At 71.6% G+C, this 26,635-nt stretch carries 19 protein-coding genes; 9 read left to right on the forward strand and 10 right to left on the reverse strand.

Annotated elements, in window-relative coordinates:
• Positions 1–4: 4 nt before the first annotated feature.
• The gene (locus tag AB0K12_RS39125; RefSeq protein ID WP_364572637.1) at positions 5–2,815 is read right to left on the reverse strand and encodes a PQQ-dependent sugar dehydrogenase; all 2,811 of its coding nucleotides are present in this window, start codon (positions 2,813–2,815) and stop codon (positions 5–7) included.
• Positions 2,816–2,848: 33 nt separating this feature from the next.
• Positions 2,849–5,209 carry a ricin-type beta-trefoil lectin domain protein gene (locus tag AB0K12_RS39130; RefSeq protein WP_364572639.1) on the reverse strand — a complete coding sequence of 787 codons (2,361 nt, stop codon included), beginning with the start codon at positions 5,207–5,209 and terminating at the stop codon, positions 2,849–2,851.
• Between the two features lie 211 nt (positions 5,210–5,420).
• Between AB0K12_RS39130 and AB0K12_RS39135 the strand changes: the two genes are divergently transcribed.
• Positions 5,421–6,158, forward strand: a complete 738-nt coding sequence (locus AB0K12_RS39135) for an FCD domain-containing protein (RefSeq protein WP_364572641.1) — start codon at positions 5,421–5,423, stop codon at positions 6,156–6,158.
• A gap of 17 nt (positions 6,159–6,175) precedes the next feature.
• On the opposite strand, the gene AB0K12_RS39140 is transcribed toward AB0K12_RS39135, so the two are convergent.
• Complete coding sequence (locus AB0K12_RS39140) at positions 6,176–8,989, reverse strand: glycoside hydrolase N-terminal domain-containing protein (RefSeq protein WP_364572643.1); 2,814 nt, start codon at positions 8,987–8,989, stop codon at positions 6,176–6,178.
• A gap of 622 nt (positions 8,990–9,611) precedes the next feature.
• Between AB0K12_RS39140 and AB0K12_RS39145 the strand changes: the two genes are divergently transcribed.
• The 3 genes from AB0K12_RS39145 to AB0K12_RS39155 are packed head-to-tail and all read left to right on the forward strand — an operon-like array spanning position 9,612 to position 15,363.
• The gene (locus AB0K12_RS39145) at positions 9,612–12,335 is read left to right on the forward strand and encodes a beta-L-arabinofuranosidase domain-containing protein (protein WP_364572645.1); all 2,724 of its coding nucleotides are present in this window, start codon (positions 9,612–9,614) and stop codon (positions 12,333–12,335) included.
• 26 nt (positions 12,336–12,361) lie between these two features.
• The gene (locus AB0K12_RS39150) at positions 12,362–13,720 is read left to right on the forward strand and encodes a glycoside hydrolase family 43 protein (protein ID WP_364572647.1); all 1,359 of its coding nucleotides are present in this window, start codon (positions 12,362–12,364) and stop codon (positions 13,718–13,720) included.
• Between the two features lie 20 nt (positions 13,721–13,740).
• Positions 13,741–15,363: a ricin-type beta-trefoil lectin domain protein gene (locus AB0K12_RS39155; protein WP_364572649.1), complete on the forward strand. Its 1,623-nt coding sequence runs from the start codon at positions 13,741–13,743 to the stop codon at positions 15,361–15,363.
• Positions 15,364–15,393: 30 nt separating this feature from the next.
• On the opposite strand, the gene AB0K12_RS39160 is transcribed toward AB0K12_RS39155, so the two are convergent.
• The 4 genes from AB0K12_RS39160 to AB0K12_RS39175 form a co-directional block, all read right to left on the reverse strand.
• Complete coding sequence (locus AB0K12_RS39160; protein WP_364572651.1) at positions 15,394–16,584, reverse strand: FAD-dependent oxidoreductase; 1,191 nt, start codon at positions 16,582–16,584, stop codon at positions 15,394–15,396.
• Positions 16,585–16,983: 399 nt separating this feature from the next.
• On the reverse strand, positions 16,984–18,120 hold the full coding sequence (locus AB0K12_RS39165; RefSeq protein WP_364572653.1) for a winged helix DNA-binding domain-containing protein: 1,137 nt from the start codon (positions 18,118–18,120) through the stop codon (positions 16,984–16,986).
• Positions 18,117–18,758, reverse strand: a complete 642-nt coding sequence (locus AB0K12_RS39170; RefSeq protein ID WP_364572655.1) for a class I SAM-dependent methyltransferase — start codon at positions 18,756–18,758, stop codon at positions 18,117–18,119. The genes AB0K12_RS39165 and AB0K12_RS39170 overlap by 4 nt, the downstream gene beginning before the upstream one ends.
• A 27-nt stretch (positions 18,759–18,785) precedes the next feature.
• Entirely contained in the window at positions 18,786–19,496 is a 711-nt protein-coding gene (locus tag AB0K12_RS39175; protein ID WP_364572657.1) for a TetR/AcrR family transcriptional regulator, read from the reverse strand.
• Positions 19,497–19,686: 190 nt separating this feature from the next.
• On the opposite strand from AB0K12_RS39175, the gene AB0K12_RS39180 reads away from it, so the two are divergent.
• Positions 19,687–20,427 (forward strand): siderophore-interacting protein, encoded by a 741-nt coding sequence (locus AB0K12_RS39180; protein WP_364572659.1) that lies wholly within the window; start codon positions 19,687–19,689, stop codon positions 20,425–20,427.
• Between the two features lie 17 nt (positions 20,428–20,444).
• Complete coding sequence (locus AB0K12_RS39185; RefSeq protein ID WP_364572661.1) at positions 20,445–20,750, forward strand: DUF6640 family protein; 306 nt, start codon at positions 20,445–20,447, stop codon at positions 20,748–20,750.
• Here AB0K12_RS39185 and AB0K12_RS39190 read toward each other — a convergent pair.
• Positions 20,735–22,579, reverse strand: coding sequence for a PHB depolymerase family esterase (locus AB0K12_RS39190; RefSeq protein WP_364572663.1), 1,845 nt, complete (start codon positions 22,577–22,579; stop codon positions 20,735–20,737). The genes AB0K12_RS39185 and AB0K12_RS39190 overlap by 16 nt on opposite strands.
• A 188-nt stretch (positions 22,580–22,767) precedes the next feature.
• Here AB0K12_RS39190 and AB0K12_RS39195 point away from each other — a divergent pair, with 188 nt between their 5' ends.
• Positions 22,768–23,241 (forward strand): MarR family transcriptional regulator, encoded by a 474-nt coding sequence (locus tag AB0K12_RS39195; protein WP_364572665.1) that lies wholly within the window; start codon positions 22,768–22,770, stop codon positions 23,239–23,241.
• Here the strand turns inward: AB0K12_RS39195 and AB0K12_RS39200 are convergent.
• Positions 23,222–24,295 (reverse strand): zinc-binding alcohol dehydrogenase family protein, encoded by a 1,074-nt coding sequence (locus AB0K12_RS39200; protein WP_364572667.1) that lies wholly within the window; start codon positions 24,293–24,295, stop codon positions 23,222–23,224. The two genes, AB0K12_RS39195 and AB0K12_RS39200, sit on opposite strands and share 20 nt — an antisense overlap.
• A gap of 114 nt (positions 24,296–24,409) precedes the next feature.
• Here AB0K12_RS39200 and AB0K12_RS39205 point away from each other — a divergent pair, with 114 nt between their 5' ends.
• Positions 24,410–25,171 carry a helix-turn-helix transcriptional regulator gene (locus tag AB0K12_RS39205; RefSeq protein ID WP_364572669.1) on the forward strand — a complete coding sequence of 254 codons (762 nt, stop codon included), beginning with the start codon at positions 24,410–24,412 and terminating at the stop codon, positions 25,169–25,171.
• 8 nt (positions 25,172–25,179) lie between these two features.
• Here the strand turns inward: AB0K12_RS39205 and AB0K12_RS39210 are convergent, their stop codons facing one another.
• Positions 25,180–25,773 carry a TetR/AcrR family transcriptional regulator gene (locus AB0K12_RS39210; protein ID WP_364572671.1) on the reverse strand — a complete coding sequence of 198 codons (594 nt, stop codon included), beginning with the start codon at positions 25,771–25,773 and terminating at the stop codon, positions 25,180–25,182.
• A gap of 104 nt (positions 25,774–25,877) precedes the next feature.
• Between AB0K12_RS39210 and AB0K12_RS39215 the strand changes: the two genes are divergently transcribed.
• A complete protein-coding gene (locus AB0K12_RS39215; RefSeq protein ID WP_364572673.1) occupies positions 25,878–26,627 on the forward strand; it encodes an SDR family oxidoreductase in 750 nt (249 codons plus the stop codon).
• Positions 26,628–26,635 lie beyond the last annotated feature (8 nt).

A 26,635-nucleotide genomic window follows, 5' to 3' on the forward strand; every position in this document is an offset into this window, starting at 1 on the left:
CCTTTCAGACGCGGGTCCAGCGCTGGTTGTTTCCTCCGCCGCAGGTCCAGATGCGCGCCTTGGTGCCGCCCGCGGTGGCGGCGACGTCCAGGCACTTGTTCGCTCCTACGGCGGTGATCGTGCCGTCGGCGTTCAGACGCCACTTCTGGTTGTTCTGGCCGTTGCAGTCCCAGATGATCACCGCGGTGCCGTCGGCCGTGCCGGCGCCGGTCACGTCCAGGCACTTGCCGCCGTAGACCCGCAGCTCGCCGCTGGAGGTAGCGGTCCACTGCTGGTTCGCCTGGCCGTTGCAGTCCCAGATCTGCACCGGCGCGCCGTTGGCCTGCGAGGCGCCGTCCACGTCCAGGCAGCGGTTCGAGCCCACGCCGCGCAACGCGCTCGTGGCGCCGGAATCGCCGGTGGACAGGGTGAAGGCGTCCACGTCGAACAGGTAGCCCTGCCCTGTCGGGCCGCGGAAGACGAGGGAGAGCGTCGTGGTCCCGGCCGGCGCGCCGCTGAGTGCGGCCGAGACGTCGGTGAAGGTGTCCCAGCCGCCGGTGCTCGTCACGGTCGCGGTGCCGAGCAGGGTGCCCGTCGCCGAGCCGGCCCGCACCTCGATCCTGCCGCCTGCGCCCGCCGAGGACACGCGGGCGGCGAACCGCGTCGCGCCCGCGAGCTGGTACGGCTGGAAGGAGATCCAGTCGCCGTCGTCGATGAAGCCGGCCGTCACCCCGCCTTCCGCGGTGGCGTGCTCGGCCGTCTGGATGCCCTGCTGGGCGCCGAAGTGCTCCGCCTGGCGGTGCCGCGGCTGCAGGGTGCGGGCGCTGGTGGAGGTGAGGCCGCCGCCGTCGGTGTACGACGCCTCGAAGACCCCGTAGATGTTGGCCGCGGCGTCATGCTCGCCGTCCACGGGCACCGCGATGGAGCCCGTGCAGCCGGTCGTGGAGGTGATCTGGTGCCGGTGGCTGTCGTGGCCGAGGAAGTAGGCGACGGTGACCTCGTCGCAGTCGATCGTGCCGTCCTCGGGGTCGCTGACGGTGACCTGGAAGGGCACGGTGTCGCCGAAGGAGAACAGCCGCCCGTCGGCCGGCGTGGTGAGGGTGACGGTGGGCGCGGTGTTGCCGACGGTCACGATCACGCTCGCCGTGCCGGTCAGCCCCTGCGGGTCGCGGACCGTGAGCGTCACCGTGTAGGTGCCCTCCGTGGTGTAGGTCCTGGTCGGGTTGGCCGCCGTGGAGGTGGCGCCGTCGCCGAAGTCCCACGCGTACGTCAGCGCGCCGCCCTCCGGGTCGGAGCTGCCCGCGGAGGAGAAGGCCACCGTGAGCGGCGCCGGCCCTGACGTCTTGTCGGCGGACGCCTTGGCGATCGGGTTGCGGTCGGCGTCGCCGATGTACTCGATGCGGTAGAGGGCCTGGTTGTTGGCGCCGGTGCCGTAGTCGAGGACGTACAGGGCGCCGTCGGGGCCGAAGGCCATGTCCATGACCTGCGTCCCCGACCAGGGGAAGGCGGCGATCTCGCCGTACCCGCCGTCCTGCTCGACCTCGATCGCCTTGATCCAGCGGCGGCCGTACTCACCGGCGAAGAAGCGCCCGTCGAGCGACGAGGGGAACTTGACGGCCGAGTTCAGATCGGGGTCGTAGCGGTAGACCGGCCCGCCCATGGGCGACTCCGCGCCGGAGCCGAACTCCGGCGGGCTGCCGGCGTCGCCCGCGTACCGGATCCAGGCGGGTTGCGCCGGGGGCAGCGTGGTCAGGCCGGTGTTGCGGAAGGAGTCGTTCGTCGGCCCGCCCGCGCAGTTGTACTTCGGGCCGGTGCTGTTGGTGGCGAAGTTCCACGCGTTGTAGGTCTCGGTGGTGGTGTTCGTGCCCGTGCAGTACGGCCATCCGTAGTTGCCCGGGCCGGTGACGCGGTTGAACTCCACCTGCCCGCTGGGCCCGCGGCTGGAGTTGGTGACGCCGGCGTCGGGCCCGTAGTCGCCGAGGTAGACGACGCCGGTCGCCTTGTCCACGCTCATCCTGAACGGGTTGCGGAAGCCCATCGCGTAGATCTCCGGCCGGGTGTTCGCGGTGCCCGGCGGGAACATGTTGCCGCCGGGGATGGTGTAGCTCCCGTCGGGCTGCGGGGTGATGCGCAGCAGCTTGCCGCGCAGGTCGTTGGTGTTGGCGGCGGAGCGCTGGGCGTCGTACTGCGGGTTGCGGTTGGTGCGCTCGTCCAGCGGGGAGTAGCCGCCCGACTCGAACGGGTTGGTGTCGTCCCCGGTGGTGAGGTAGAGGTTGCCGGCGGCGTCGAAGTCGATGTCGCCGCCCACGTGGCAGCACTGGCCGCGGTCGTTCGGCACCCGCAGGACCACCTTCTCGCTGCTCATGTCGAGGGTGTCGTCCGCGTTGAGGGTGAAGCGGGACAGGTGCAGCTCGCCCTTCCACTGGTCGAACTGCGACTGCGTGCCCGTGCTCGGCGCGTCGCCGCCGGGGGTGTTGAGCCGCGGCGAGTAGTAGAGCCAGATGTGCCGGTTGGAGGCGAAGCCGGGGTCGGCCGCGACGCCCTGCAGGCCCTCCTCGTCATGGGTGTAGACGTTGAGCCGGCCGGCCACCTTCGTGGAGCCCGCGGCGTTGGTGACGCGTACCGTGCCGTCGCGTGCCGTGTGCACCACCGACCGGTTCGGCAGCACGGCCAGGGACATCGCCTCGCCCAGCTCGGAGCCGCCCGAGGCGAGGGACACCTGCTGGTAGTCGGAGGCCGGGATGTCGGCGGCGGCCGGGGTGGCGCCGAGCGTGAGCGCTGCGGGGATGATGAGCGCCAGCGTGGTCAGCAGCGTGAGCCACGGGTGTCGGGACATGGTGTTCTCTCCTGCGGCACTTCGGGGATGGTGTCAGGCTCGGGACCACTGCTGGTTGGTGCCGCCGTGGCAGGTCCAGATGTGCACCTTGCTGCCGTTGGCGGTGCCGTAGCCGCTGACGTCCAGGCACTTGTTCGCGCCGGCGGCGGTGATCGTGCCGTCCGCGTTCAGACGCCACTTCTGGTTGTTCTGGCCGTTGCAGTCCCAGATGATCACCGCGGTGCCGTCGGCCGTGCCGCCGCCGTTCACGTCCAGGCATTTCCCGCCGTAGACCCGCAGCTCGCCGCTGGAGGTAGCGGTCCACTGCTGGTTCGCCTGGCCGTTGCAGTCCCAGATCTGCACCGGCGCGCCGTTGGCCTGCGAGGCGCCGTCCACGTCCAGGCAGCGGTTCGAGCCCACGCCGCGCAACGCGCTCGCGTCGCCCGAGCCGTCCGAGCCTTCCGGACCGGCGGCGGCCATCACGGCCTGGGCTCCGGACGGCCAGGCGCCGTTGGTGACGGTGACGTTGGTGTTCACCACGTTGCCGCGGTCGCCGTTGGTGACGTTGGTGCTGCCGTTGGTCGACCAGTTGCCGGTGACGGTGAAGTTGCCCATGTTCTCGCCGTACCAGTAGTTGGCGGTGGCCCAGGTGCCGGTGTCGGCCAGGACGTTGTTCCTGACCGTGTAGTACCGGGAGCCCTCGTCGAAGTAGATGCCGAACCAGCCGTTCGTCCGCCGGCAGTGGTTGCCGCTGATCACCGCGCCCGGGTTCCACGACAGCGTGTAGATGCAGCCGCCGTCGGTCATCTGCCGCATGACGTCGTGCACGTAGTTGCCGACAAGCCGGTTGCCCGACGCGGTGGTGGGGGTGGTGTAGCGGGGCTGGAAGTCGTACAGGCCGCGCTGGGCGTAGTGGTCGCTGCCGCCCGGCTCGTTGGCGCCCCAGCCGTACCCGATCGACATGCCGGTGTAGGGCAGGTTGTAGACCTCGTTGTGGGAGACGTCGGTGCCGGTGACGTACGTGGTCAGGACCGAGACGATGCCCCGGTGGTCGAGGCCGAGGTCGTGGATGCGGTTGTGGCTGACGGTGATGTTCCTGTTGACCATCCGCTGGTCGCTCGGGTGGTGGGCGTCGGCCCGGACGCCGCCGGCCACGATGCCCCCGGCCGCGCTGTGGGCGATCTCCGACCGGGTGACCGTGATGTCGGAGGCGCCGAGGCCGACCCCGCTGGCGTGGGCGTTGGCGTCGTTGCCGATGCCGATGGCCGTCTGCCCCAGGTTGACGAAGCGCGAGCCGGTGAAGGTGATGGTGTTCGCGGCGGAGACCTGGACGGCGGCGGGCGACTGGAACCAGTGCGGCCGGGTCGCCTCGAACTCGCGGCAGCCCTGGTGGCAGGCGCTGAAGGCGGGCCGGTTCCAGTCTCCGGCGATGTAGGCGCCGGTCTGCTGGTCCACGAAGCCCTGGTCCCTGCCCGGTCCGAGCCAGCTCGTGCCGGTGAAGGTGATCCCGCTGAACGTGATGTGGTGCGCGGGCGCGCCGTAGGTGCCGCCGACGTGCACCAGCGACTGCAGCACCGGGAGCTCCACGCTCACCTCGGCCATGTCCTGCCCGGGGAGGGGGATGTAGGACAGGGCGCCGGTCGCGGGGTTCAGGTGCCACTCTCCCGGCGTGTCGAGGAACTCGTAGGCGTTGACCAGGTAGAGCGGGCCCGCCCGGTGCGGGCTGGTGAAGGTGTCGTAGCCGAAGTTGTTGTTGCTCCAGGCGGGCTGCCGCATCGTGATGAGGTTGCCGCTGATGCTCTGCACCGGCGCGTACCGGTCGGTGAAGGAGCCGACGCTCTCCATCTCGACCCTGCCCGGGTCGGCGAGGTTGTTCAGGTAGCCGAGCGCGCTGCTGGTGAACCTCATCCCGGCGCTGCTCGCGGTGAAGTCGGAGCGGTTGACGGCGGTGCGGGCCCGGGTGGCGAGCGCGCCGTCCACGTACAGCTGCCGGGTGTCGCTGCCGGTGGCGACGGCGGCGCGCCAGATGTTCCTGCCGGGGTCGGCCAGCGTCCAGCCGGTGACCGGGCGGGCTCCGCTGATGACCGGGACGGCGCCCTCGGCGGCCTGCCACCTGACGGTGTGGCCGTTGGCGCCGGAGTCGGCGGCGGTCAGCCGGAGCGGCGCGGACAGCCGGTACACGCCGCCGGCCAGCTCCACGACGATGTCGCCTGACATGCCGGCGGCCCGCTCCCTGACCGCCTCCTGGGCCGCGGCCAGCGAGCACGGCTGGGCGGAGGTGCAGGCGGTGCCGGTGCCGGCGGGTGCGGCGTACAGGGTCGTGGTGTCGGCGAGTGCCGGAGGGGCGGGGGCGATGAGGGCGAACGCCGCGATGAGGAGGCCGATCAGGGGGAGTCTCGGCGAGGGTAAGGGCACGGTTCGTTCCTTCGGGGGGTAGGGACGCCCACTCATTACCTGCGGATCTCGGCAACCCGTCAAGAAACTAAGCGGGCCTATTCATGTCGGTCGTTCTTCTACAGCGCGTTCACCTGCGCGAATTTCGCAGGCTCCTCGATGAACGTTTCATATGTGTCGTACTTATCCAGCATCGGTCATACTCAGGCAGGAGCGGCGAGGAAGGAGCACGGTGACCGACACCCCCCGCGAGAGCGGATACCGGCCGGGCTACGAGGTGGCGGCGGAGCAGGTGCTGGAGCTGATCGTCCGGCTCGGCCTGCGCCCGGGCGACCGCATGCCGACCGAGCACGAGCTGGCCGGGCAGCTGGGCACCAGCCGGACCGTGGTGCGCGAGGCGGTGAAGATCCTCTCCGCGCTCGGCCGCGTACGCGCCCAGAAGGGCCGCGGCCTGTACGTGGCCGACGACGAGGGCATGCTCGGCACCGGCCGCTGGGGCTCCTTCTTCCTGCCGACCGACCTCGACCACGTCTACAGCCTGTTCGAGTTCCGCCGGGCGCAGGAGATGGAGACCAGCCGGCTGGCCGCCCGCCGGGCCACCCCGGCCGAGCTGCGGGCCATCGAAGAGGCGGCCGGCCGCTGCCGCGAGGGCTTCGAGACGGGGCGCGAGGAGCTGTTCAACGAGGGCGACGACGCCTTCCACGCCGCCGTCGCCGCCGCGTCGCACAACATGTTCCTGCAGGTCGCCGTGCGCGAGGCGCGCCGGCTGCAGGCGCAGTCGAGCCTGATCGGCCTGCGCGGCTCGGTGGGCGGCCACGCCGCGAAGGCCGTCGAGGAGCACGACGCGATCTGCCAGGCCATCCGCGCCGGCGATCCCGAGGCGGCCGCGCAGGCGGCCGCCGCCCACATCGACAACACGCTCGACGACTACCGCAGGGAGATCCAGCAGCGCCTGTTCTCCTCCCGCTGAGGTCGCCCGGCCGGGGGTCACACCGGGGTGATGGTCCACTGGTTGTTGGTGCTGCCGTTCGGAGCCCACATCCCCACGGTGGAGCCGACGGTGGCGTTGCCCATGCCGTCGAGAGCGGTCCCCGTGCTCCGGTTGATGATCTGGTGACGGCCGCCGGACACCGCGTTGAGGCGCCACTGCTGGGCGGCGCCGCCGTTCCAGGGCGCCTGCCGCGCGTTCGCGCCGTTGGCGGCGTCGCCCCGGCTGTCGATGACCATGCCGTTGGTGCGGTTGACGATGCGGTACCAGCCGCCGCCCAGGTCGATGAGCCGCCACTGCAGGTTGGTGCTGCCGTCGTAGGACCACTGCTTGACCACCGAGCCGGAGGGGACGTTGCCGCCGCTGTCCAGGACGAGGCCGGTGGTGGCGTTGGCGATGCGGACGTAGGTGACGGGCGCGGCGGTCACCGTGACGCGGTAGGTGCGGCCGGCCTGGCCGGTCAGGGTGATGACGTCCTGCTCCGGCTTCGTGACGGTGAGGGTGCCGCCGGTCGTGGTGTCGGTCACCTGGAGGGTGCCGGCGAACGAGCGGTTGCGGACGTTCACCGTCGCGTCGCGGTCGAAGCCGACGAGGATCTCGGTGGCCGCGCCGGATCGCCAGGTCGCGCCCACGGTGTGGCCGCCGCGGCCCCGCAGGCCCTGCACGGCGCCGTTCTGCCAGGCCGATGGCAGGGCGGGCAGCACGTGCAGCTCGCCGGCGTGGCTCTGCAGCAGCATCTCGGCGATGCCGGACGTGGCGCCGAAGTTGCCGTCGATCTGGAACGGGGGATGCAGGTCGAACATGTTGGGCGCGAGCCGGTCCGTACGGACGAGGAGGCCGAGCAGCTGGTGGGCCCTGCCGCCCTCCTCCAGGCGCGCCCAGTAGTTGATCTTCCAGGCGAGCGACCAGCCGGTGCCGTCGTCGCCGCGCAGCTCCAGGGTCCGCCGGGCGGCGGTGTGCAGCGACGGGGTGCCGCGCTTGGTGATCTGGTTGCTGGGATGCAGGCCGTACAGGTGGGAGACGTGCCGGTGGGCCCGCTCGGGCTCGATCCAGTCGTACAGCCATTCCTGGATGTTGCCGCGCGAGCCGATCTTCATCGGCGGCAGCTGGTCGCGGGCGGCGAGGACCTGCGTCCTGAAGCCGGCGTCGGTGCCGAGCTCCTGCGCGGCCTTGGCGCAGCCGTCGAACAGGTCGCGCAGGATCTGGTTGTCCATCGTGGGGCCCGCGCAGACGCTGGCGTCGGCGTGGTGGGCGAGCTCCGGGGAGTTCGACGGGTTCGTGACGAGGTGGCCGAGGTTCGGCTCGCGGACGAGGGTGTCGAGGAAGAACTGCGCGGCGCCCTTCATGGCCGGGTAGTGCCGCTCCAGGAACTCCTTGTCGCCGGTGAAGGTGTAGTGGTCCCAGATGAGGGTGGCCAGCCAGGCGCCGCCGGTCTGCCACATGCCCCAGAACGCGCCGTCCACGACCGACGTCCCGCGCCAGGCGTCGGTGTTGTGGTGGGTCACCCAGCCGCCGGCGCCGTACTGGACCTGGGCCGTGCGGGCGCCGGTGACCGTGAGGTCGTCGATCATGTCGAAGACCGGTTCGTAACATTCGGCGAGGTTCGTGGTGTCGGCCGGCCAGTAGTTCATCGGCAGGTTGGCGTTGATGGTGTATTTGGAGTCCCACGCCGGGGTGAGCGAGTCGTTCCAGATGCCCTGCAGGTTGGCCGGTTGGGTGCCCGGCCTGGAGGAGGAGATCAGCAGGTAGCGGCCGTACTGGAAGAGCAGCGTGGCGAACTGCGGGTCATCGGTGCTCGCGTACTGCGCGATCCGCACGTCGGTCGGCTGGTCGGCGGCGGCGGTGCGGCCGAGGTCGAGGGTGGTGCGCCCGAACAGCCGCTGGTAGTCGGCGACGTGCCGGCTGCGCAGCTCGTCGTACGTCCGCCCGGCGGCGGCGTCGAGATGGCGCCGGGCGATGCCCTGGTGGTCGCCGCCGACGTCGCGGAAGCTGACGTAGCCGGAGCCGATGGAGATCAGCAGGGTCACGCTGTCGGCGCCGCGGACCTGCAGCGTGCCGCCCGAGCTGGTGACGCTGCCGCCCTCGGCGACGGCCCTGGCCAGGGCGCGGAACTTGACCGAGCCCGGCACGCCCTCCATGTCGCCGGAGACGCCGTCGAGCGCCACGGTGGTCCCGTCCGGGCTGGTGCGCGTCGTCCGCTGCGGGCTGTCGAAGGTCGCGGAGAACGTGATCGAGCCCGGCCGGTCGGCGGTCAGGCGGAGGACGATCACCTGGTCGGGGGCGCTGGCGAACGCCTCGCGCGCGTACCGTACGCCGTTGCGCACGTAAGAGACGGCGGTGGTGGCCGTGGTGAGGTCGAGGTGGCGCTGGTACTCCGAGACGCCGCCGCTGCCGACGCTGAGGCGCAGGTCGCCCACGGTCTGGTACGCGAGCTGGCCGGCCGGGGAGCCGAGCATGGTCTGGTCGATCAGGGCCTGGGCCTGGCCCCACTGGTTCTGGAAGACCAGCTGCCTGATCTGCCCCAGCGCCGCCGCCCCTCGGGGGTTGCTCTGGTCGTAGGGACCGCCGGCCCAGACGGTGTCCTCGTTGAGCTGCAGCCGCTCGGTGTCGGTGTTGCCGAACACCATGGCGCCCAGGCGGCCGTTGCCGATCGGCAGGGCGCGCAGCCAGTCGGTGCCGGCGCTCTCGTCGTACCACAGGGCCAGGTCGTTCGCGGCGCGCACCTCCGGAGGGGGCGCCGAGGCGGCTCGGGCGGTGGCCGTCCAGGACAGCGGCAGCATCGCGGCTCCGGCACCGGCCGCGCCGAATCTCAAGACTTGCCTTCGCGATAGGTCGGACATCTCGCTTCTCGTTCCCTTGCGGGTCGCGGGCGTGCGGGAGCGTGGACCGGCCATCCGGGCGCTGCCTGCGGGCATGCTCGCGCCGGCGTCCGGCGCGGGGAGCGCTGCCGCCCTGGTACGGCTCAGGTCCGGTCGTCTGGGACGGGGAAGTAATGGTGATCGGTGGTTCTGGAGGAACGTAAAGGCCCCTGACACGGCTCGTCAACCGTCGGCGGAGAGAAACTTGATCCGGCGGCACCGCCCCCATGGCCTGCTGCGCCCGCTCACCTGCCGCGCTGACGGAGCGATTTCGCGCGGCAACTTAACATCGGATCTCTGTCACGTTACTGCTTGCCAAGCGGGTGCATCTGTGAAACTTTCACAGGCACGGGCACCGCGCCGTGATCTCGCCCAGAGGCGAAACTCCAGGCGAGATGGCGTTCCCGCGGCGGCGCCCGGGTCGGCAGGGGGCTCCCCCTCGTTGACGCCAGGTCCGACCGTCGGATGTACTCCGCGACAACGCCCCCACCGAAGGAGACCCGCACCCTCCCCTAATTGTTAGCGCTAACAGCCAGTCGAGCTGTTAACGCTAACATCCGAAGCCGAGGAGTCCCGTATGTCCTTGAGCCGTCGCCAGCTCCTCCAGGCCGCGGGCGCGACCGCCGCGCTCTCGGTCGCCGGCCAGGTGGCCGGCGCCTCCCCCGCCCAGGCGGCAGTCCCCTGGGCCAGGCCCGACATCGGCGTGTCGGCCTACGCCTTCGACCTAGGCGAGGTCCGGCTGACCTCGGGCCGCTGGCTGGACAACCAGAACCGCACGCTCAGCTACCTGCGCTTCGTCGACGTCGACCGGCTGCTGTACGTCTTCCGTGCCAACCACCGGCTGTCCACCGGCGGCGCGGCGGCCAACGGCGGCTGGGACGCGCCCAGCTTCCCGTTCCGCTCCCACATGCAGGGCCACTTCCTGACCTCGTGGGCGCACGCCTACGCCGTGCTCGGCGACACCGTCTGCCGGGACAAGGCCGCGTACATGGTGGCCGAGCTGGCCCGCTGCCAGGCCAACAACGCCGCGGCCGGCTTCACCTCCGGCTACCTGTCCGGTTTCCCCGAGTCCGACATCACGGCCGTGGAGAATCGCACACTCAGCAACGGCAACGTCCCGTACTACTGCATCCACAAGACCATGGCCGGGCTGCTCGACGTCTGGCGGCTGACCGGGAACACCCAGGCCAGGACCGTGCTGCTGGCCCTGGCCGGGTGGGTGGACGCGCGGACGTCGCGGCTGTCGTACGCCCAGATGCAGGCCATGCTCGGCACCGAGTTCGGCGGCATGAACGCCGTGCTGACGGACCTGTACCAGCTCACCGGCGAGGCCCGCTGGCTGGCCACGGCCCAGCGCTTCGACCACGCGGCCGTCTTCGACCCGCTGGCCGCCGGCCAGGACCGGCTCAACGGGCTGCACGCCAACACCCAGGTGCCCAAGTGGGTCGGGGCGGCCCGCGCGTACAAGGCGACGGGCACGACCCGCTACCGCGACATCGCCGCCAACGCCTGGGCCTTCACGGTCGGCGCGCACACGTACGTGAACGGCTCCAACAGCCAGGCCGAGCACTTCCGCGCGCCCAACGCGATCGCCGCCCACCTGACCAGGGACACCGGCGAGGCGTGCAACACCTACAACATGCTCAAGCTCACGCGGGAGCTGTGGCTGCTGTCGCCGTCCCGGGCCGACTACTTCGACTACTACGAGAACGCCCTGCTCAACCACCTGATCGGGCAGCAGAACCCGGCCGACGCGCACGGGCACGTCACCTACTTCACCCCGCTCAACCCCGGCGGGCGGCGCGGGGTCGGCCCGGCCTGGGGCGGCGGCACCTGGAGCACGGACTACGCCTCGTTCTGGTGCTGCCAGGGCACCGGGATCGAGACCAACACCAAGCTGATGGACTCGATCTACTTCCACGACGGCAGCACCCTGTACGTGAACCTGTTCGTCCCCTCCACGCTCGACTGGACCCGGCGCGGCATCACGGTCACCCAGACGACCTCGTACCCGGCGGGCGACACCACGTCGTTACGGGTCACCGGCGAGGTGGCGGGAACGTGGACGATGCGCATCCGCATCCCGGGCTGGACGCAGGGCGCGACGATCAGCGTCAACGGAGCTTCGCAGGACGTCACCACCACCCCGGGCACCTACGCCGACCTCACCCGGTCGTGGGCGTCCGGCGACACCGTGACCGTGCGGCTGCCCATGCGGGTGGTCATGAAGGCCGCCAACGACGACCCCGGCCTGCAGGCCGTCACCTACGGCCCGGTCGTGCTGTCGGGCGACTACGGCAGCACGAGCCTGTCGGCCGCGCCGGTCCTTGACCCCTCCTCGATCACCCGGACCAGCACCTCCGCCCTGGCGTTCACCGCCTCGGCCGGCGGGGCGGCGGTGCGGCTGGGGCCGTTCCACGACGCCCACGGCCACAACTACGTCGTGTACTGGAACACCGGCGGCGGCGCAGGCGGCGGCGGCGCGAGTTTCCGGCTGGTCAACGCGGCCAGCGGGCTGGTGCTCGGCATCCAGGACATGTCCACCGCCGACGGCGGCCTGGCGCTGCAGTGGACCGACAGCGGCACCGCCGACCACGACTGGGTCCCGATCGTCGACGGCGCCGCCCTGCGCTTCCGCAACGTGCACAGCGGCAAGGTGCTCGGCGTCGAGAACATGTCCACCGCCGACGACGCCCGGGTGCTGCAGTGGAGCGACAACAGCACCGCCGACCACCGCTGGACGATCACCGACGCCGGCGACGGGTCCGTCACGGTCCGCAACGTGCACAGCGGCAAGCTGCTCGGGATCAGGAACGGCTCGACGGCCAACGGCGCGCAAGCCGTCCAGGACTCCGACAACGGCAGCCGGGACAACCAGTGGCGGTTCGTGCCGAACGGGGCGCGGCGCATCCAGAACGTGAGCACCGGGATGGTGCTCGGCGTCACCGGCATGTCCACCGCCGACGGCGCGCTCGTCCTGCAGTGGGGCGACACGGGCACCGCCGACCACCTGTGGACGGCGATCACCGACAGCGGCGGCTGGCTGCGGCTGCGCAACTCCCACAGCCAGAAGGTGCTGGGCGTGGAGAACATGGGCACCGCCGCCGGGTCGCGGGTCGTGCAGTGGGCCGACAACGGCACCGCCGACCACCGCTGGCGGTTGCGTCACGGGTCGGGCGCCACCTTCCGCATCCAGTGCGCCAACGGCGGACGCGTCCTGGGCCTCGCCGGCACCGCGCAGGGCGCGCAGGTCGTGCTCGCCGACGACGGCGCGTCCGGCACCCTCTGGAGATTCCTGTGAACCGCGTTCCCCGAAGGAGACCTCTGGTGAGATCCGTCCTGCGTACCGTCTTATGCGTCGTGAGCCTGCTGCTCGCGGCCGTGGTGGTCCCGTCGGCGGCCCGCGCCGACAACCCGATCGTCCAGACCGTCTACACGGCCGACCCGGCGCCGCTCGTCCACAACGGCCGCCTCTACCTCTACACCGGCCACGACGAGGACGGCTCCACGTACTTCACCATGCGCGACTGGCGCGTCTACTCCACCACGGACATGGCCAACTGGACCGACCACGGCTCCCCCATGAGCCTGGCCACGTTCGCCTGGGCCGACGCCAACGCCTGGGCCGGGCACGTCGCGTACCGCAACGGCCGCTTCTACTGGTACGTCCCGGTCCGCCACCGCGCCACCGGCTCGATGGCCATCGGCGTCGCGGTCGCCGACAGCCCGACCGGGCCCTTCCGTGACGCGCTCGGCCGCCCGCTGGTCAACAACAACGAGATCGACCCGAACGTGTTCATCGACGACGACGGCCAGGCCTACCTGTACTGGGGCAACCCCCGTCTCTGGTACGTCCGGCTGAACCAGGACATGATCTCCTACTCCGGCAGCCCGACCCAGATCCCGCTCACCACCGCGGGCTTCGGCACCCGGACGGGCAATGCCAGCCGCCCGACCCTGTACGAGGAAGGCCCGTGGGTCTTCAAGCGCAACGGCCTGTACTACAACGTCTTCGCCGCGGAGTGCTGCTCGGAGTTCATCGGCTATTCGACGGCTCCCGGCCCCACCGGGCCGTGGACGTACCGGGGGACGATCATGCCGCGCCAGGGCGGCAGCTTCACCAACCACGCCGGGGTCATCGACTACAAGGGCGGCTCGTACTTCTTCTACCACAACGGCGCTCTGCCGGGCGGGGGCGGTTTCACCAGGTCGGTGGCCGTGGAGAAGTTCACCTACAACGGCGACGGCACGATCCCCACGATCAACATGACCGCCGCGGGGCCGCCCCAGGTCGGCACGCTCGACCCGTACGTCCGCCAGGAGGCCGAGACGGTCGCCTGGGCCTCCGGCGTCGAGACCGAGCCGTCCAGTGCGGGCGGCATGAACGTCGGCTACATCGAGAACGGCGACCACCTCAAGGTCAAGGGCGTCGCCTTCGGCGGCGGCGCCTCCTCCTTCACCGCCCGGGTGGCATCGGCGACCAGCGGCGGCCGCATCGAGCTGCGGCTCGGCAGCGCCACCGGCACCCTCGTCGGCACCTGCACCGTCGGCGGCACCGGCGGCTGGCAGACCTGGACCTCGGTCACCTGCCCGGTCTCCGGCGCGACCGGCACCCGCGACCTCTATCTCCGCTTCGCCGGCGGCGGCGGCTACCTGCTCAACGTCGACTGGTGGCGGTTCACGTGACCCGTTTCGTGAGGAGTGACATGCGAAGAACGTCCTTATCCCTCGTCCTGACCCTGCTGCTGGCCCTGACGGCGGGGGCCGTCGCGTCCGCGCCCGCGCAGGCGCTGGACAACGGCGTCGGCCGCACGCCGCCGATGGGCTGGAACACCTGGAACACCTTCGGCTGCAACATCAACGAGACGCTGATCAAGCAGACGGCCGACGCGATGGTCAGCAACGGCATGCGCGACCTCGGCTACGAGTACGTCGTGGTCGACGACTGCTGGTTCGACCCCAACCGCGACTCCGCGGGCAACCTGCAGGCGAACCTGTCCCGCTTCCCCAGCGGCATGAAGGCGCTCGGCGACTACCTGCACGCCAGGAACCTGAAGTTCGGGCTCTACCAGGCGCCGCTGGACAAGACCTGCGCCCAGTACTTCAACAGCTACCCGGGCGCGACCGGCAGCCTCGGCCATGAGGAGCAGGACGCCCGGCAGTTCGCCGCCTGGGGCGTCGACTACCTCAAGTACGACTGGTGCTCCCCCACCGGCAGCATCGACGACCAGGTGCGCACGTTCGCGAAGATGCGCGACGCGCTGGCCGCCACCGGCCGGCCGATCCTCTACAGCATCAACCCCAACAGCATCCACGAGAAGACCGGCCCGCAGCGCAACTGGGGCGATGTCGCCAACATCTGGCGCACCACCGAGGACATCACCAACGCCTGGAACACGGGGCAGACCAACGGCTACCCGATGGGCATCCAGAACATCGTCAACGTGAACGTGCCGCTCGCCGGCTACGCCCGGCCGGGCCAGTTCAACGACCCGGACATGATGGTCGTCGGCCGGGGCGGCATGAACGACACCGAGATGCGCAGCCACTTCGCCCTGTGGGCGATCATGGCCGCCCCGCTGATCGCCGGGAACGACGTCAGGAACATGAACGCGGCGACCTCCACGATCCTCAAGAACGCGAACCTCATCGCCATCAACCAGGACCCGCTCGGCCTCCAGGCCACCCAGGTGAGCAACGACGGCACGCGCCGCGTCCTGGCCAAGCGGCTGAGCAACGGCGACGTCGCGGTCGCGCTGTTCAACCAGGGCGGCGGCACCACCACGGTCAGCACCACCGCCGCCGCCATCGGCCTGACCGGCGGCCCGTTCACCCTGCGCGACGCCTGGACGAACGCCGTCACCACGACGACCGGCACCATCTCGGCGAGCGTCCCCGCCCACGGCACCGCCGTCTTCCGCGTCAGCGGCGGCACGGCCCTGCCCGCCAACCGCCTCCAGGGCGTGGGCTCCGGCCGCTGCCTGGACGTGAACGGCGCCTCCCAGACGAGCGGCACCGCAGTGATCATCTGGGACTGCCACCAGCAGCCCAACCAGCAGTGGACCGCCACGCCCAGCGGTGAGCTGCGCGTCTACGGCAGCAAGTGCCTGGACGTCGACAACGCCGGCACCGCCGACGGCACCGGCGTCATCATCTGGGACTGCAACGGCCAGAGCAACCAGCAGTGGCGCTTCAACGCCGACGGCAGCATCACCGCCGTCGGCGCGAACAAGTGCCTGGACGTCGCCGGCAACGCCACGGCGAACGGCAGCCGGCTGCAGATCTGGTCCTGCACGGGCGGCGCCAACCAGCGCTGGTCCCGCATCTAGGGGCGGCATCCAGGGCGGCGCGCGGGCCGGTCATCCGGTGGCGACCGGACGGCCGGCCCGCGCGCCGGTGCGTGACAGCATCCTGGCCGGGATGGTCAGCCACCGCGACACCCGGTAGATCGTGGCCGGGCTCGACGTCACCGCCTCCTTGTACGCCACCGCCGCCCGTCCCGTGAGGTACCACCGGCCCGGCGTGTCGTCGGGCCTGGTGAACTGGATGACCGCGTCGCGGCGGCCCAGGCTGACAGGCTGATGCAGGTACCCGAACCGGAACGGCCTGGGCTTCCTGCCGCGCAGCCGGCGGGCGATGGCGTCGGCGGCGTGCACGCCGGTCGGGATGCCGCTCTGGCACGTGCCGTGGATCTCGCCCCAGGGCTGCCGGACGGCCGCGGCGTCGCCCACGGCGTACACCGCCGGGTGCGAGACCGACGCGAGGCTCGCGTCCACCACGACCCGGCCGGCGCCGTCCACCTCCAGGCCCGCCTCCCGCGCCAGCGGGTTGCCCACCACCCCGGCGGTCCACAGCAGCACGTCCACCGGCATCGGCTCGTCTCCGTCCAGCTCCACCGCGTCCGCCAGCACCTTGGTCACCCGGAGCCCGGCGCGCACGTGCACGCCGAGCCGGTCCAGCGCGCGGCGCAGATGGCGGCGCGCCTCAGGCCCCATCATGGAGCCGGGCTCGTCGCGGCCGAGCAGCACCACCCGCAGGTCAGGGTGGCTTTCTGCGATCTCGGCCGCCGCCTCGACACCGGTGAGCCCGGACCCGGCCACCGCGACCGTGCCGCCGCCCTGGCGGCTCAGCTCGGCCAGCCGCGCGGCGAGCCGGGTCGCGGTGGCCGCGCTGTCCAGCGTGCAGGCGTGCGCCTCCACTCCCGGGACGGTGGTGGCGGTGACGCCGCCGAGGGCGTACACCAGATAGTCGTAGCGCAGCTGCCGCTCACCACCCGTGCCCGCGACACGGACCGTACGCCGTTCCAGATCGAGTCGGACGGCCCGTCCGCGAACGAACTCGACGCCGCTGCCCTTCACCAGCTCCGGAATCTGAAAATCCACCGGCTCCTGCCCGGCCGCCTGCTGATGCAGCCGCAGCCGCTCGGTGAAGCGTTCGGTCGGATTGACGAGTATCACCTTGGCGACGGTCCTGCGTGCCAGCCGGACCGCGCTCATGACGCCGGTGTAGCCGCCACCGACCACGACAATGGTCGGGATTTCGCGTGTCACTCTCATGCACCTCCGCCACACGGACGTGCCGAGCAGCTCTCCGCGTGACACCGTCCCGCTGTGAGACCGGTCACCCTCCTCCGGGGACGTGGACGGCGAGCGCGGCGGCTGCTGGGGTGGTTCGGCCGCTATGCGCAGCTACTGGCTCCGCCGCGCCCGAAGAACCATGAAAGTGGCCGCTACGCCGATGACCACGCCACTTGCCACTCCTGCCAGAACGGGCAGCCACTCCACCAACCGCTCTGCGAAGGTGAGCTCGTTGAAATGGTCAACAGACGGCGGCAGGGGGAAGAGCTCTTCCGGGACGGCCGCTCCGAATGAGTCGCCGTCCTGTAACGCGCCGGGGGTCGGAGTCACGGCCCCATGATGGCGTAACCTCGGGCGGCCGGCCAGCGTCCCCTAGCCCGGAAGCAGTGTGGTCTTCAGGTCAGGAAGCTTGTGCCACCAGCGTTCGTAGCGGCGGTAGGGGTGTGGGTCGCGGCCGGCCAGCCAGGTGACCAGGGTCTTCGCCTCGGCGGCTAGTGCGTCCCATGTCTCGTCCGGCAGCGGGTGGAAGGGCGCCGCCTCGATTCCGCCGTCCGCCGGCCGCCACACACCGGCGACGTGGCCGTCCACGAGCAGTGTGGGGAGGACGTCGCCGTTGGCGCGGATGACGAGCTTGCGGTAGGCGGGTGGGAGGAGGCGGTCGCGGGCGGCGTGGGCGAGCAGGGTGTTGTCCCACATGGCCATCAGGCGCGGCGGCGCCGGGGTGTCCTCGGGCGGGCGGGACGCGTCCCTCAGGTCCCACAGCGGCTGGCCGTCCGGGCCCTCGAACTGCTCGACCTCGCCGTCCATGGCGCGCAGCACCTCCTTGACGCGCGCCTGCTGCACCAGCGCGAACTGCGCGACGTCCGCCACCGTGGCCGGGCCGAACGCCTGCAGACAGCGTCGCGTCAGCACCCCCAGAGCCTCGGCCGAGGCGTCCAGGTCGAGCGTGGGCCTGGGTGAGGAGGCGACGCAGGACACGCGACTGGTGAACGACCACGGCCCGCCCGTCGGCACCCGCACCATCGGCGTGTACGAGCGGAGGACCGCCCACACCCCCGCCGCAGGCAGCCCGCCGAGGCGTGGCTCCAGCCAGTCCTTCATCTCCTGCACCGTCCGCGGCTCACCCGTGAACGCCAGCAGCCCCTCGACCAGCGCCCGCCCCGCCTCGACGGTGAGGCCCGGCGGGGTGAAGCGGCCGTTCAGCTGCGTGGCGTACATGGTCGGCTCGATGGCGTCGCGGAAGGCCGGGTAGTCGTCGGCGTGCACGGCGTGCAGCGTCATCCGCATCGTCGTCCCCCGTACGACCCGACGGTCGGCGAAAGCGGTGTCGAGGTCGGCGGCGTCCAGGTCCGCGACGCGGTTCCAGAGCGCGATGTACGGCGAGGCCGCCTCCTGGGCCTGTAACGCCATCACCCGCCGCACCGCCTCCGCCACGTCCAGCGGCTCCCTGCGCAGCAGCAGCTGCCGATCCAGCGTGGCCCGGTTGAGCGCCCGCGCGGTGAGCTTCATGCCGGGAGTCTCGCAGCCGGGTCCGACAGATCCGGGCGGCGGACGGCGAGGACGCTCAGCCAGGTGCGGTGGGTGGAGGTCACGGCGTGTTCGCGTACCTCGAAGCCGATCTCCGTGAGGGTGGCGAGCAGGGGCTGCGGGTCGCGGTGGACGAACCAGCGGACGAGCCCCTCATGGTGCGGCACCGGCTCCCAGTCCGCGCCGTCGCCGGCCGAGGTGCTCAGCCCGAGCACGCCTCCTGGGCGCAGCGCCGCGTGCCAGGCGCGCAGCGTGGGGACGGTCTCGTCGGCCGGTACATGGAGGAGTGCCGCCGCCGACCACAGCCCGGTCAGCGAGCCGGCTGCCAGCGGCGGGTGACGCAGGTCGCCCAGGGCCACCGGGACACCCCGGGCGGCGACCAGCGCGGCCATGGCGGCCGACCGGTCCACGCCGATCGGGCGGAACCCCTGCTCGCGGAACCAGGCGGCGTCTCTGCCCGGGCCGCAGCCGAGGTCGGCGACGCGGCCACCGGCGGGCAGGGCGGCGGCGAAGCGGGCGCGGAAGGTGAGGAACGTGGCGTCGGGGTTCTCGGAGCGGACGGCGAAATCGGAGGCTATGCGGTCGTACGTGGCGGTGGTCCGGGCGGTGGGATCGTCCATGACGCGGATCATGCCATGTCCTGGATGTCAGGTCGGGTCGTCGATGGCGAGGGCGGCGGCCAGGTCGCGCAGGCACTCCTCGTAGAGGGGCGCGGCGTCGGTGAAGGCGAAGTCGAGCTGGTGCAGGACCTCCATGCAGAGCAGCCCGTACAGCCTGATCCAGCAGGACAGGAAGACGTGGGCGGCCTCCGGCGGCAGGCGTCCTTCGATGGCGGCCGCGTACGCGGAGAGCTGCTCGCGCAGGGAGGCGGGCAGGCTGCCGGGGTCGGGCACCGGGAACGGGCGGGTCTGCCACAGCTCGACGACCAGGTCAAGGAAGACCTGCTCGAAGCGTACGGCGGCCTCGTACCGCACTGAGTCGGGCCGCCGGTTCGGCGGGGCTATGGGGCTGGCGAAGATCCAGCCGAACTCGGCGGGATGGGCGATGGCCCAGGCGCGCATGGCGCGGCAGGCGGCCAGCAGGCGCTCACCGACAGGCGCATCAGGGTGGGCGTCGCGGGCCTGCTCCATGATGGCGGCCAGCTCGCGGTAGAAGTCGGCGGTCACCGCGCCTACCAGCTCGTCGTGCCCGGCGTAGTAGTGGTACAGCGCCGGACCGCTCATGCCGACCTGCCGGGCGACGGCGTTGACGGTCACCGCGGCCGATCCCTGCTCGACCAGCAGCTTGCGCGCCGCCGCGTGAATCTCCTCCAGCGTGGCCCGGCGCAACCGTTCGCGCCTGCCGGTCTGTGCGGACATCAGCACCTCTCCCGTCGTCTGCCGTTGACATCTTAGGCCATCTATGTTTCCTTAATGCCTCTAAACAAACTTAGAACCACTAAGGATTAGCTCATGGGGTGGATTCTTCTCGCGGTACTGGGACTGGTCACGGCCGTGTGGTGGCGGATATCGAGGTCCGCGCACCTGCGGCGGCGGAAGGAGTCCTGACGTGGCTCGCACGGTGCGTGACCGGCTGTTCGGCAAGTACGCCATGGACGCGACGATCACCGTCGCCGAGCAGGTCAACCCGGCCATGCGGCGCATCAGGCTGGAGACCGACCAGCCCGTCGCCTTCTCCTACACCCCCGGCCAGCACATCAGGGTCCAGCTCAAGGACCCCCTGTCGGTGTCGGGCATCCTGCGCCCCGGCGAGACGCTGCGCACGTACACGATCTGGGAGCTCGCCCCCGGCAGGAGGGCGATCGAGCTGCGCGTCCACCTGTACGAAGGCGACGGCATCGGCCTCGCGTGGGCCAGGGAGACCAGGCCGGGCGACCGGGTGACGTTCTGGTGGCCGCAGGGCGACTTCTTCACCCGCGAGGCCGACTTCCACGTGTTCATCGGCGAGGAGACCGCCGGTGCCGCCTTCGGACCGATGATCAGGGCGCTGGGAGACGCGGCCGAGGTGCACGGCGTCGTGGAGAGCGAGGCCCCCGAGCACGACCTGCCCCTGCCGGGGAGACCCCTGCGGCGCGTCCACCGCCACGGCTCCCCGGCCGTGGCCTCGCGGGTGCTGCTCGACGCCGTCGCCGGGCTGGACCTGCCGGGCAACGCCGGCGCCGCCTACGTGGCCGGCGAGGCGCGGACGTGCCAGCTCGTCCGCGACTTCCTCGTCCGCGAACGCAACTGGCCACGGACGTCCATCAAGGTCAAACCCTTCTGGGCCCCGGGCAAGCGCGGCCTGCACTGACCGACCCTGGAGATGGAATGCGACTCCCCCGGATTCTGATCATCGCTGTCGCGGTGATCACCATGGCCGGCGCCATGCTGGCCGACCTGGTCATCCCCGAGCTGGCGGCGCAGCACGCCTTCAACCCGGCCTGGCCGCCGCACGCCAAGTTCCACGACGCCCAGTACATGGTGATGACCGTGCTCCTCGGTCTCATCGGGCTGGTCCTCGCGCTGCGGCCAGGCGGTTCTGAGGTCTGCCGCGTGACGGTGCAGGCGGCGCTGAGCCCTCGGCGCGAGGGCTCAGCGGTGCGCGTGTCCGCCGGTGGTCAGGCGCAGGCGTAGGCGGAGGGCAGGGCGGTGTCGCCGTTCGGCCGGCTCGCCTGGAAGCCGAAGCTCCCGGTGCTCGCTCCCGGCGCGAGCGTGCCGTTGTGTCCGACGTTCCGTACGGTGACGGTCCTGCCGCTGGTGGAGACGGTGCCGTTCCACGAGCCGGTCAGGGTGTGGCCGGCCGGCAGGGTGAACGTGACGGTCCAGCCGGCCATCGTGGAGGTGCCGGTGTTCGTGACGGTCAGGGGCTGGATGACGTACCCGTTGCCCCACTGGGACTGCACGGACGGGACGGCCGTGCACCCGCCGCTCGTGCCGCCTTCGGAGGTGGTGATCTCGACGGTGTTCGAGACCTCGGAGACGTTGCCGGCCGCGTCGTACGCGCGGACCTGGTAGCGGTACGTGGTGCTCGCGGTCAGGCCCGTGTCGGTGAACGAGGTGGTGGCCGAGGTGCCGACCTGGGTGAACGTGCCGCCGGTCGCGCGCAGGATCCGGTAGCCGGTCACGCCGGTGTCGTCGGTGGCGGCCGTCCAGGTCAGGGTGGTGCCGGTCGCGGTCGTGCCCGACGCGGCCAGGCCGGACGGGGCGGTCGGCGGCGTGGTGTCGCCTCCCGTGGAGGTCGTGGTGAAGGTGACCGTCGCCGAGTTGCCCGACAGGTTGCCCGCGCCGTCACGCGCCCGTACGTACACCTGATACTGGGTGCCGGCGCTCAGCCCGGTGAGGGTGATCGAGTTCGTGGTGGACTGGCCGAGCTGCTGGTCGGTGGCGCCCTGCTCGCGGTAGACGGTGTAACCGGCCAGGCCGGAGCCGCCCTGGTCGGTGGAGGCGGTCCAGGTCAGCGTGGCGCCGGTGGCGGTCACGCCGGACGCGACGGGGGTGCCCGGCGTGGTCGGCGGCGTGGTGTCGGCCGTGCTGGTCAGGCCGAAGAACTCGACGGCGTAGCGGGCCATGCCGCTCTGGGGCAGCGCGTGGCCGACGCCCTGGATGCTGTACGCCTCCACCTGCACGGTGCCGGAGGAGTCGGCGTAGCGGCTGCGGTTCCAGCCGGCCTGCGGGGTGTCGGTGCTGGTCGGGGTCTGGCTCAGCCCGAACACGTTCGTCCACTGCTCGACCGACTCGCGCAGCAGCGAGTACGGCACGAGGGTGTCGGCGGTGCCGTGCCAGAGCTGCATGCGCGGCCGGACGCCGGAGAAGCCGGGATACGCCTGGCGTACCGCGTCGCCCCACTGCTGCGGCGTGCGGTCCATGCTGCCGCCGGTGCACCTGCTGCTGCCCGGCGGGTAGTCGGCGGCGCCGGCGAAGCAGTTGAACGGCACGCCCATGAAGGAGGCGCCGGCCTTGAACACGTCCGGGTGGACGGCGAGCATGTGCTGGGTCATCATGCCGCCGGACGAGCTGCCGGTGGCGTAGACGCGGTTGCGGTCTCCGCCGTAGGTCCGCTCGACGTAGCCGATCATCGACAGGATCGAGTCGGGGTCGCTGCCGCCGCCGCGCCGTTTGGCCGCGTCGGACCAGGTGTCGAAGCAGTTGCCGAACCCCGCCGACTGGGTGGCGGTCGGGTAGATGACGACGAAGCCGTAACGGTCGGCCAGCGAGGCGAACTCGCTGCTCTGGTGGAAGCCGGGGCCTGAGCCGCCGCAGCCGTGCATGGCGACCACGATGGCCGGCGCGGCGGGGCGTGCGTCCGGTACGTAGACGTGCATGCGCATGTTGCCCGGGTTACTGCCGAAGCCGGTCACCTCGACCAGGCTGGCGGCGGCGGCCGGCGAGCCGAGCACCACGGACATGGCGGCGAAGAGCGCCGCCGCGCAGGCACCGGCCAGCATCTTCGTTAATCGTGTCATGCGCGATCCCTCCTGCCGATGGTGTCGTTCGCAGGACCGTAAAAGGGCCGTGGTGCAGCGTCAATGCGGGCCCGATCAACATCATCTGGCTGCGGGCCGTTTCCGCTGGTTATCAAGTGGCTTGTTATCAAGGACCTTGATAATGGCGTGAAACTTACATGCCGGACAGAGCGCGATATCGTCGCCTGGTGACCGATCCGGGTACCCCCTCGGCCGCCGTGCCGGACCCGCCGCCGCCCCACGTGAGCTATCTGGTGTTCCGCTTGGAGCGCCTCGTCCGCGCCTGCCTGGACGAGGCGCTGGCCCGGCACGGCGTGACGACGACCGCGTACATGGCGCTCAGCGAACTGCGCCTGCGCGACGCCCCGTCCTCGGCCGACCTGGCCCGCATCGCCTTCGTCACGCCGCAGGCGATGAACCTGGTCATCCGCGACCTCGAGCAACGCGGGCTGATCCGCCGCGACCCGCACCCTGGTGGGGGCCGCGCGTTGCGCACCCGCCTCACCCCCGAGGGCCTGCGCGTGCTGCGCCGCTGCGACCGTTCGCTGGACGCCATCGAGGCGGTCATGCTGGCCGACATCGACGACAAGGACCGGGCGACGCTCGCGGAGACCCTCACGTCGTGCGCCCGCGCCCTCCGGGTCAGGGACGGAGCACGGTGAGCCGGAAGGGGGCGGCCCTGTCGGCGGCGTGGGCCACCGCCTCCACGGCGTCGTCGAGCGGGAACTCGGTGACCTCCCACTGACGCAGGTCGAGCAGGCCGGAGCGGGCCAGCGCGACCAGCCGCAGCGGGGCGTCGCGCCGGTACATCCACTGCCCGCGCACGGTCACGTTGTTGCGCATCAGCCACCGGTACGGCAGTGCCAGCTCCGCGCCGTCCAGCATGCCGACGCCGCCCATGAGCACGATCCTGCCGCCCTCGCGCACGGCCATGGCGGCGGCCCGTACGGGAGCCGGCCCCGCCGCGGGCGGCAGGATGTCGAGCACCAGGTCCATGGGGCCGCCCGCCGCCGTCATCATGCGCTCGGTGTCGTCCTCCCCGGTGAGCCGTACGGGGGTGACGCGGTCGCCGAAGCGGCGCACCAGCTCGGCCAGCGCGCCCTCGTCGCGTCCCGGCGCGACGACGCGGGCGGCCCCCATGGCCAGCGCGACGGCGACCGCGGCGCCGCCGAAGTTGCCGGTCGCCCCGCTGACGAGCACCGTCTCCCCCGGCTCCAGCCCGCCCGCGAGGAACCCGCCGTACGGGACGAGAGCCAGCGTCAGCGCGCTCCACACCCCGGCGTCGGCGGGCTCGACGGGGCCGAGCGGCACCGCGTTCTCCGTGGGGATCAGCACGCGCTCGGCGAACGAGCCCTGACCGAAGTGCCGCTGCAGGAACAACCCGCCCTCGCCGCGCGCACTCAGCCCCTGCAACGTGATGTCGGGGGTCAGCACGTCGTCGCGGGAGCGGATGGCCGGATCGCACAGCACCCAGTCGCCCGGGGCGAGCCGGGTGGCGTCGGGGCCGCACGCGCGTACCCGGCCGATCGCTCCCGCGCCGGGCGTCACCGGCAGCGTCAGCGCGTACTGCCGCTCGCCGCTGAACACCTCCGTCGCGTACGGCAGCACCGGCGCCGCCACGACGTCCACCACCACCTCGCCGGTGCCCAGCACCGGGTCCGGCACCTGCTCCACCGCCAGCGGTGAGCCGAACTCCTTCAGCACGGCAGCCTTCATGATCGTGCTCCTTTCCGCAGAACCGACCACATCCTGGCCGCCCGGCCAGGGTCGTAACCAGGACCGGTATCGTCCTGGGATGGCGCGATACCACCCTGCGGAAAGGCGGCGATCATGCCCGAGCCCACCGGCCGCGCGCTCGGCGACTTCCTGCGTTCGCGGCGGGAGCGCCTGACCCCTGAGGCGGTCGGGCTGCCGCCGCGCCGCCGCCGTCGCGCACCCGGCCTGCGCCGCGAGGACGTCGCCGAGCGCGCGGGCATCGGCATCGACTGGTACGTACGCCTCGAACAGGGCCGTGCCGTCAGCCCCTCCCCCGCCACCGTTGACGCCCTGGCCGGCGCGCTCTGCCTCGACGAGACCGAGCACGCCCACCTGCGCACGCTGGCCCACCGGCCCGCGCTGCCGGCGTTCACCAGGGAGCGTGCCCCTGAGGGCTCGGTCCGCCTGCTGCACAGCCTCGACCGGCCCGCCTACCTGACCGGCCGCCGCTGGGACGTCCTGGCCGCCAACGACGCCGCCGAGGAGCTGTTCACCGGCCTCGACCGGCTGCCGCCCGGCGACCGCAACGTGCTGGTCTACCTGCTGCTCACGCCGATGGCCCGCGACGTGTTCGGCGCCGGCTGGGCCGCGCAAGCGCGGCACGCCACGGCCCAGTTCCGGGCCGCCTACGATCTGTGGGCGCCCGACGCCGCCTTCACCGCCCTGGCCGATCGCCTGCGGCGCGGCTGCCCGGAGTTCGGCCGCTGGTGGACGCGGCACGACGTCGCGCGGGGCGGCGCGGGCGGCAAGGTGCTGCACGGCCGCGCCTTCGACTACGCGACCTTCCAGGCCAATGAGGACCCCGGCCTCCGCCTGACCGTCTACACACCCCGCTGACGCAGGGGTCAGGCGCGGAGGGCGCCGATCAGGGCGTCGGCGGCGGCGAGTGCGGCGGCCTGGTCGATCCCCGCGCGGGAGACCAGGGAGAGGCCCTGCACGGTGAAGAGCAGGAGCTGCGCCTGGGCTTCCGGGGTGGCGGCCGTGGTGACCTCGCCCTCGGCCTGCGCGCGCCGCAGGGCGCCGGCGACGATCTCGATGAACCGCGCGTGCGCGCGGGCCACGACCTCGCGGGCCTCGTCGTCCTGCGGGACGAGCTCGGCGGTGGTGTTGCCGATCATGCATCCATGCGGGGCGTCGGGGGTGTCCTCCGGCGCGCGGGCCGGGGTCACGAGCACCTCGCGCAGCGCCGGCAGGACCGGGCCCTCCTGCAGCGCCGCGGTCAGCCTTCGCTCGTAGGTGTCCCAGTAGAGCCGGACCGCGGCCAGGTAGAAGCTCCGCTTGTCGCCGAAGGCGCCGTACAGGCTGCCCCGTTCGAGGGAGAGGGCCTCGACGAGGTCCTGTACGGAGGTCGCGCCGTAGCCGCGGGACCAGAAGAGCATGAGCGCGCGCTCCAGGGCCTGGCTCTCGTCGAATGCGCGGGGGCGCCCGGTACGTGCCATGAACTCAGGTTATGACTTTTTGACCGCTTGCACAAAATGCCGTACGGTGGCGCCTGCCCGAATTTTTGAACGAATGCACAGAAGTGTTGAGGAGAGTGATCTTCATGGGTCGCCTTGCCGGGAAGTACGCACTGATCACGGGAGGGACGAGCGGCATCGGGCTGGAGACGGCCCGCCAGTTCCTCGCCGAAGGAGCGGCCGTCGCGATCACCGGCCGATCACGGGAACGCCTGGACGAGGCCGCCCGGCACCTGGACGGCCCGCTGCTGACCGCCGTCAGCGACGCCGGCGACGTGCCCGCCCAGGCGGCGCTCGCGGCGCGGCTGCGCGAGGAGTGGCCGCGGCTCGACATCGTGATGAGCAACGCCGCCGACGTCACCCATCTGCCGATCGAGGAATGGACGGAAGACGCCTTCGACAGGCTCGTCGCCACCGACCTCAAGGGGCCGTTCTTCCTGATCAAGGCCCTGCTGCCGCTCCTGTCGCGGCAGGCGTCGATCATCCTGGTCGGCTCGGTCTCCGCCTTCGTCGGCCACGAGAACGCGGCCGTCTACGGCGCCGCGAAGGCGGGCCTGCTGTCCTTCGCGCGCGGGCTGACGTACGAGCTGAAGGAACGCGGCGTCCGGGTCAACGGCCTGAGCCCCGGCCCCACCCTCACGGACACCTTCGCCTCGCTCGGGCCGGAACGGCAGGCCGCCATCTACGACGAGTTCCGCCGCACCGTTCCCCTCCACCGCATCGGCACCACCACCGAGCTGGCCAAGGCCGCCGTCTACCTCGCCTCCGACGAGTCCGCCTACACCGCCGGCACCGTCCTCCGCGTCGACGGCGGCATCGGCGAGCTCGCCTACTGACCTCGCGG

Source organism: Nonomuraea sp. NPDC049419 (assembly GCF_040676995.1).
GTDB classification, from domain to species: domain Bacteria; phylum Actinomycetota; class Actinomycetes; order Streptosporangiales; family Streptosporangiaceae; genus Nonomuraea; species Nonomuraea salmonea.